The sequence below is a fragment of the Nonomuraea sp. B19D2 genome (assembly GCF_040137845.1).
Classification (GTDB): domain Bacteria; phylum Actinomycetota; class Actinomycetes; order Streptosporangiales; family Streptosporangiaceae; genus Nonomuraea.
Genome location: NZ_JBEFAK010000159.1, coordinates 1 through 915, shown reverse-complemented (window position 1 = coordinate 915; position 915 = coordinate 1). Strand labels below are relative to the sequence as shown.

Genomic DNA, 915 nt, shown 5'->3' with positions numbered 1-915 from the left:
CGCGGCCGTCGTTCCGGTTCCCCGAGGGCGCCAAGATCGCCATCGAGCGGCTCAACCGGCGCTGGGCACGGGCGAAACTTCCCAAGCTCGGCTGGGTCCGCTTCCGCATCACCCGCCCGCTCGGCGGCAGGGTCAAGAACGCCACTGTCAGCCGGGACGGCGAGCACTGGTATGTCAGTTTCCTCGTCGAAGACGGCGTGGTCACGCCGGAGCGGCATGCCAGCCCGGGCAGCGCGGTCGGTATCGACCGAGGTGTGGCCAAGGTCGTCACCCGCTCGGACGGCATCTTCCACCATCAGGTGTTCGCCCGCGGGCGGGAGGTCGAACACGCCGCCACGCTCCAGCGTCGCCTGGCCCGCACTCGAAAGGGCTCGGCCCGGCGCAAGCACGCCGCCGCCAAACTCGGCAAGGCGCTGGCGAAGGTGCGGCGTCGCCGCGCTGACTTCGCCGCCAAGATCGCCCACACCCTGGCCACGAGCTTCGAGCTGATCGTGTTCGAGGCCCTGGCGACCACAAACATGACCGCCGGGGTAGCGCCCAAACCAGACCTCGAACAACCCGGCGCGTTCCTGCCCAACGGGGCCGCGAGCAAGTCCGGCCTGAACCGGTCCATCCTGGACAAAGGCTGGCACCGGATCGAGTTGGCCACCCGCAGCAAGGCCCGCTCCACGGGCACCCAAGTGATCACCGTGAACCCGGCGTACACCAGCCAGACGTGCAATGTGTGCACGGTGGTAGATCGGAAGTCCCGCCAGAGCCAAGCGGTCTTCCGGTGTACCTCGTGCGGACACACCGAGCACGCCGACGTGAACGCCGCCAAGAACATCCTCACCGCCGGGAGGGCGGAGCACGCACAACCCGGACCGGGTGCGCGGGCTGGGGCGCGCAAACCACGCAACCGTGTGGGCCGGAAGG

1 protein-coding gene is annotated in these 915 nt (G+C 69.3%); it reads left to right on the top strand.

Features of this window, described 5'->3' with window-relative positions; genetic code table 11:
* Positions 1-915, top strand: a 915-nt coding sequence (locus ABN273_RS59265; RefSeq protein ID WP_349458607.1) for an RNA-guided endonuclease InsQ/TnpB family protein, incomplete at both ends; no start/stop codon positions are given.